The organism is Microbacterium sp. zg.Y909 (assembly GCF_024626565.1).
On the sequence record NZ_JANJFJ010000278.1, the window covers coordinates 1 to 5,859 of the forward strand.

Below are 5,859 nucleotides of genomic sequence, written 5' to 3' on the forward strand. Positions count from 1 at the left end.
ACCATGAAGAATCACCCAGTCATCGACGCCTTCGCCGGTGAGGAACGCACGCCACCCGTCTTCGCTCATGGCGATCACCCTCCGCGCGCGGCGCCGCGCGCGGGAGCGCGCCCGCGGGCAGACCGCCGTTCATCGACCGGCTTGCGCGCCGTGTGGTGCAGCCCCGAAGACCGTCGACGCCGCGGGGATAAACCAGCGCCCGAACGTCGCCGAGTCAGATCAGCGACTGTAGAGAATCCACGCATCGATCGTCGCCGTGGTGTTTGGGCGCAAACGTGGAGGAGACTCGGTCGCATGGGATCTGCTCGTTATGAGTTCGAGGGAGTCCTCGGTATGGACTCGCCGGACCCAATGGACGCACAGTGGGAACGCATCGCGCAGTGGCCGATCCCGGTGTTCGGGTTGGCTCCTCAGCCGACGATCGAGATGTTCGGCCCGTCCGAGATCGGCAGTGGATCGGACAGCGCCGGCTTGCGTGACGCGCAGGTCGGGTTGTCGTACATCGTGATCCGTAACCCCGCAGATCGGGCTGATCCTACCAACCTGGCAGATCTCGACGAAGAGGCCCTGCGCGCGCTGGACGAGGTCCCGCCTTGGCCGCGACCGAAATGGCTCATCGAACTGACCGACCGGCAGCGTTACCCCATGCTGTGGGAAGCCGGGAGGACCAGCTGGTACCGCGACCCAGCGGAACGGCCCTCCATCGCCGAAGCGCTCGTCGATCACACCGCCGAGGTGCTGAACACAAGCTTCCGGCCAGAACGAGGACTCGACGGCAGAGTCGGCAGCCTCCCCCCGGCACCCGACATCACCACCGCCGCCGTGCAACACGATGCCATCCTCCGGATCGACGGAATCGACCGCCCCGCGGTCCTGATCGACACAGATCCGCATGTCTTCGCCGTCGGAACCGAACTCGACGGCTCTGCCCTAGTCACTGTCGTCCTAACCCGCGACGAACTCCCATTCATCCAAGTCGAACTGATAACTCACGCCAGCACCTAATCCGCGCGCTACGGGACCTGCTTGCGGGACACCGCGGACGGACTGCGGTAGCGCGCCGCTGGGATTTCGAGACTTCCTCGTCCAGGCGCACCATCACAGTCGCCACCGCAATCGCGCCGACTCAGATCGTCCTCGCCCTCCCCTGAGCATAGGCGGCGGGTCTGTGACGGCTCAGTGATCCGTTCGCTCGGTGAACCATGTTTCTACGAGTTCGTCGCCAATACCGGCCATGTCGATCCCGTCCTGATTGCACGACACGGCGGCCGCGGTGTGCCGGTCCGCGCTGACCCCGAACGCGGTGTAGTGACCTGCTCCCGCTCCATCGTGTTCGAGTACGCCATCCGGGGAAACGAGGAGACCCGGCCCGTAGGTATATCCGTCGTCCACAGGCGCCCCGTTGCTCATGGCATCTGCCAGCGTCTCCGCGCTCACAAGCGACGGTTCACGCAGCTCATCGCCCCAACGGACCAGATCCGAGAGCGTCATCGTGACGAAGCCCGGTCCAGTCAGCACCCACGGCCATGCCTCCACCTCGCTGAACTCGGCGCCCACATCCTTATAACCCCTGGGATCAGAGGGAACTGGCGGCCCGATCCTGGCCTCCAGATCCAACGGCGCGAACACATTCGTCTCCATCCACGCCGCGAACTCCGTGCCGGTGACCTCGGCGACGATGTCCGCCAGCAGCGCGTAGTTCGTGTTCGAGTAGTCGAACTCGCCGGGGGTGCCGAGATGGGCAAGGGGACTGGTTCTCACGAACTCGAGGGCGTCGGCGTTCCTCAGCGGCGGCGTGCCGAAGTTGCTCAAGGACATTGACAGCACGTCGTTGATTCCCGAGGTGTGGTGCATCAGGTCGTTGACGGTCAGATCTTCCGCCCATGCCGGCAGCCCGTCCAGGTAGACGGCAGGCGACTCGTCCAGAGACAGGTCACCTCGATCAGCGAGCATGAGCACCGCCATCGCCGTGAACTGCTTCCCCACCGAGCCGATGTGAATCGGGGTGGACGTCTCGAACTCTGCGCCCGTATCGACGTTCGCGAGCCCGCGCGCCTCAGCCCACACGACGTCACCGTCGACGGCGACGGCGGCGGAGCACCCCGGCTCGTCGTCCGAAACGCTCGCCTCGAGAATCGTCGTGCTCGCCGTGCGCTTGGCTTCGACGGGGTCAGCAGCGCAACCACACATCGCGGCGAGCCCAACGACAAGGATGGCGACACGCGCTACACGGGACAGCCGCCACATTGCCGCCTCCGGGGTGACAAAACCCTCTCGGTGGTCCGCTACGGCAGTCGAGGGCTATTAGGCCGGCGTGGCGGGCAACGCGGTCTCACCCGTCGAGTCCGGCGTGCCGACTCTCGGTACCGACGCGGTGCTGGCTTCAGAATGCCCGACTTTCACCAGTGCCACCAGACCGGTGATCCGCGGCCGCCGCAGGGTTCCACTATCTCCGGTCGGCGTGCGGGCCGACGGACTCGCCGGCCCGCTGGAGGACCGATCTCGGGGCAGGCGGTGGCGGGTGCAGAGTTGCCCTGCCGGGGCAGTTCGATGTGGGGTCTGGCAGTCTCATCTGATGCACGTCACTCCGAGCGGATGGTCAGAGGTCGTCGTCGGGGCTGTGCGCATCGTTGTCAGCGTGGACGGTCCCTACGCGGTTGTACGCCGACCGGGGTCACGCGACGTCGTCGTCTCGTGGCCGGACCTCGATGTGGGGCCCCGCGCTACATCGTGCACAGTGCTGGGTGCACCGACGGGGGCGTGGGTGTTCTACCGTCCTCTGGCTGCGGAGGATCCTGCGCTTCCGGAAGGAACGGCCGCGGCCGTGCACGTAGATGTCGATGGTCATGTGACGCGCTTCACTGGTCTGACTGAGCAACCGCCACTCGGCGTGACCCGCCACGGGCTCTGGCTCACCTCGGAGAGGTTTCCCGCCCCGGAGAACGAAGCCGCGTGGCACGGCGAGCACGACGCCGCCGTGCTCAGCCCGGACGGGACTGCTCGGGCATTCACGATCGACCGTCGGATCGCGTTCGCCATTGATGACAGCGGCCGGTCGCGGCTTATCGTCTACACCGGTGCGCCCGCCGCGACCCGAGGCCGATTCGGCGGGACGACCTACACGTACCGGTACGTTGGCGTCCCACTCGCCGACGGGCTTGTGGTCGTCAACCGCCTCGCGGACCTCGAGACCGAGCCGTTCGACGAGCACGAGCTTCTCGAGGCCATGACGAGCATGGCACCGCAGCCGCCCGATGAACCACCGGTTGATCCGAACATTCCTTGGAAGATGGTCAGGCTCTCCGAGGACGCCAAGAACTCGGCCGTCCGCAGTGTCCTCCGCGAGTTCGATCACCTCGCGAATTACTGGCACGCTCCCGACGGCCGCACGTCCCCGCTCTCACCCGGCCTCAGCAATCCGCGCGTCGAGGCCGTCGATGAGTGGCCGACAACCCACGTCGCGGTGTCCTTCACGCATCCCCACTATCCAGAGGGGCGCCTCCGCCGAAGCATCCACGTCTTCGACGACGCCGGACGCATCCGCCCGGCCATGTATGCGGCCATCCACCTCATGGAGGACTTGGAAACGATGGCGCTCCCCGACACGAGCAGCGCGCGAGACGGCATCCTCGAGATCTAACGCGAGGGACGCCCGGTAGAGGACCGGCTTTCGCGCTACCTGCCCACGGTCTGCCAGACGGCGTACTCGTCGTATTCGTTGTCGGCGATGCACACGGATGGGACATCCGTGAGGTTCAGGTACCCACCGCCGCCCGAGATCTCGTCGCCAGCGCGGAGCGACGCCAACCCCGGGACAGCGACCTCGGTGCCATCGTTGCTGAGTCGAGTGCCGAACGGGAACTGAAGCGGGTACGTGACTCCGCCCGACGACACGGCGAAGCACCCCGCGTCGGTGATCCTCAGGGTCCCCGAGATCAGCGCATCCATGGCAGCGCCCGGACTGCTTCCAGCCACCATGGCAGTGACTCCTTGAGCCTGTTGAACTCCACGCTCACCCGAGCACCCGACGACGAACAGCGAGAGCGTCGCCATGCCGATGGCGGCGGGCACGATGCGTTTCACGAGTGGAGTCTTGCACGCCGCCGTGGAACGGTTGCCGCCCGTCACTGTGTACTTCGCCGTGTTGGCCAGTTCGAGGGGGTCCGTCGCGCTGGAGGACCGGGTTTCGGTCGACTCCATCCGGTGCGATGGTGGCCGCATGGAGATCATCGAGTGGTGGCCGAAGCTGGACTCCGACGCCAAAGCGTGGCTCATCGCCCACAACGGCGAAGCAGTGTCGCCGGAGGTGATGCGCAAGATCGCGGCGGCCGGCGGCTCCGTGACCTCAAGCGCGTGGTGGGTCGGCGAGTCAGGACCCGATGGCTTCTTTCTCTCGGACGAAGCAGTCGACTGGATCGAGGCCGCTGCTAATGACGAACCCGACTGATTCGCGCGCGGCGGAGGACCGGCAAGCGGTCGGTGGGCATGACGGGTTCAGGTCCCGTCCCTGCGACGCATATCCGTGTGCTCTACGCACGGACGTGAAGGCTCCACCAGATCTGGCGCGGTGTTGGAATCCGCGGTCATGATGGCGTCATGCATATCGCCGGAGTTCTCCCTGAGGATGCGCCCGACCCGCGGCTTGAGCGTGAGCAGTTGGTGAAGTCGATGCCAATCCCGATCGTCGAGCTCACTCCGCAGGCCGCTGTGAAGTTCGCCGACTTCAGCGTGGAGACGGCGGGCAGTGGCGAGGGCGGGGTTGAGGAGATGTCAGTGACCGTCTCCGCGACGCTGTGGCGCAACCCGATCGATAAGTCCGATCCGGCGAATCTCGCTGACCTTGATGACGGCACTCTCCGATCGGTTGAAGAGGCGCCGCCATGGCCGCGCCCGGCATGGCTCATCGAGTACATCGAGCGCATGCGATACCCGATGCTGTGGGAGGCGGTTCGGACGACATGGCAACGCGAAGATTCCGAGTACAGCGCGCTCGATGCCCGGTTGGTGCACCACGCGAACTACATCCTCGTTAACCAGTTTCGCGAAGAACTCGGGCTCGGCCTGCATGACTGGGATTCACCAGCGCTCACGTCCGAGCGCGTGATTCGTCGTGGCGTCGACGTCGCCATCGATGGGGTGGTCTTCTCAGGAGCGGAGATCGACACCGATCCGTTTGTCTACGCGGTCGGTGCGAAGCTACCTAGTGGTGGCACGTTGACCGCGGTCGTCCCCCGTGAGCACCTGCCGTACCTCACCCTTGAGTTTGTCCAGCGCCGAACCCACTGGTAACTCAAACCGCCCGCTGACGGACCGGCTTGCGGGGAGCCGCGGGCTCAGCTTCGTCCTGGACCGCGGTCGACGGGAGAACCGCCTTGGTTCACTCTTCTTTGCGCGGGCGAATCTCATTCGCACAGCTAAGAAACATGGCCGTGGAGGGTCGCGACAGCGCGGGAAACTCGTGATCTTCGGCTGGTAGGCATGTACATTTCGGCGTATGAGCTCACGACGCTTCGTGGCACCGGGCCTGGTCGCGACCGTCTTCCTGTTGACAGCCTGCTCGCCTCCGGCCGAGTTTGCGCGGGAGCAGACTGCAGCGGATCGACCAGATTCTGTCGTCGACGGGTCCGCCGACAGGATCGACGTCGGGACTCTTCGATACGTCGGAAACGCGGATGACTTCGACGTCTATCTCGCGCGCGCATCTGACAACAGCGAGACGCTGTGCCTTTCGCTCGTTCTCGATGACGTTTGGCAAAGCACAGATTGCGGGCGCGACTCTGTATCCGTCCGGATCAGCGACAGCGCTAGTGTCGCGGCCGAGATCGACCACCGTGGCGGGGAAGGTCGGGAGATGATCTC

7 protein-coding genes are annotated in these 5,859 nt (G+C 65.5%); 5 read left to right on the top strand and 2 right to left on the bottom strand.

Annotated elements, in window-relative coordinates:
* Positions 1 to 294: 294 nt before the first annotated feature.
* Entirely contained in the window at positions 295 to 1,005 is a 711-nt protein-coding gene (locus NQ160_RS16980) for a hypothetical protein (protein WP_257516338.1), read from the top strand.
* 171 nt (positions 1,006 to 1,176) lie between these two features.
* On the opposite strand, the gene NQ160_RS16985 is transcribed toward NQ160_RS16980, so the two are convergent.
* Positions 1,177 to 2,247, bottom strand: coding sequence for a serine hydrolase domain-containing protein (locus NQ160_RS16985; RefSeq protein ID WP_257516339.1), 1,071 nt, complete (start codon positions 2,245 to 2,247; stop codon positions 1,177 to 1,179).
* Between the two features lie 643 nt (positions 2,248 to 2,890).
* On the opposite strand from NQ160_RS16985, the gene NQ160_RS16990 reads away from it, so the two are divergent.
* Positions 2,891 to 3,640, top strand: coding sequence for a hypothetical protein (locus NQ160_RS16990; RefSeq protein ID WP_257516340.1), 750 nt, complete (start codon positions 2,891 to 2,893; stop codon positions 3,638 to 3,640).
* A gap of 35 nt (positions 3,641 to 3,675) precedes the next feature.
* On the opposite strand, the gene NQ160_RS16995 is transcribed toward NQ160_RS16990, so the two are convergent.
* Positions 3,676 to 4,083 carry a hypothetical protein gene (locus tag NQ160_RS16995; protein ID WP_257516341.1) on the bottom strand — a complete coding sequence of 136 codons (408 nt, stop codon included), beginning with the start codon at positions 4,081 to 4,083 and terminating at the stop codon, positions 3,676 to 3,678.
* 136 nt (positions 4,084 to 4,219) lie between these two features.
* Here NQ160_RS16995 and NQ160_RS17000 point away from each other — a divergent pair, with 136 nt between their 5' ends.
* From NQ160_RS17000 to NQ160_RS17010, 3 genes are all read left to right on the top strand, one after another.
* Positions 4,220 to 4,447, top strand: a complete 228-nt coding sequence (locus NQ160_RS17000) for a hypothetical protein (RefSeq protein ID WP_257516342.1) — start codon at positions 4,220 to 4,222, stop codon at positions 4,445 to 4,447.
* 149 nt (positions 4,448 to 4,596) lie between these two features.
* Entirely contained in the window at positions 4,597 to 5,289 is a 693-nt protein-coding gene (locus tag NQ160_RS17005) for a hypothetical protein (protein WP_257516343.1), read from the top strand.
* A gap of 205 nt (positions 5,290 to 5,494) precedes the next feature.
* The coding region (locus tag NQ160_RS17010) for a hypothetical protein (protein WP_257516344.1) at positions 5,495 to 5,859 on the top strand (365 nt) is incomplete at its 3' end.

Bases quoted from the DNA above. Each gene is read 5' to 3' on its own strand.
- NQ160_RS16980 (WP_257516338.1), top strand. From the start codon at position 295: ATGGGATCTGCTCGTTATGAGTTCGAGGGAGTCCTCGGTATGGACTCG.
- NQ160_RS16985 (WP_257516339.1), bottom strand. From the start codon at position 2,247: ATGTGGCGGCTGTCCCGTGTAGCGCGTGTCGCCATCCTTGTCGTTGGG.
- NQ160_RS17000 (WP_257516342.1), top strand. From the start codon at position 4,220: ATGGAGATCATCGAGTGGTGGCCGAAGCTGGACTCCGACGCCAAAGCG.
- NQ160_RS17005 (WP_257516343.1), top strand. From the start codon at position 4,597: ATGCATATCGCCGGAGTTCTCCCTGAGGATGCGCCCGACCCGCGGCTT.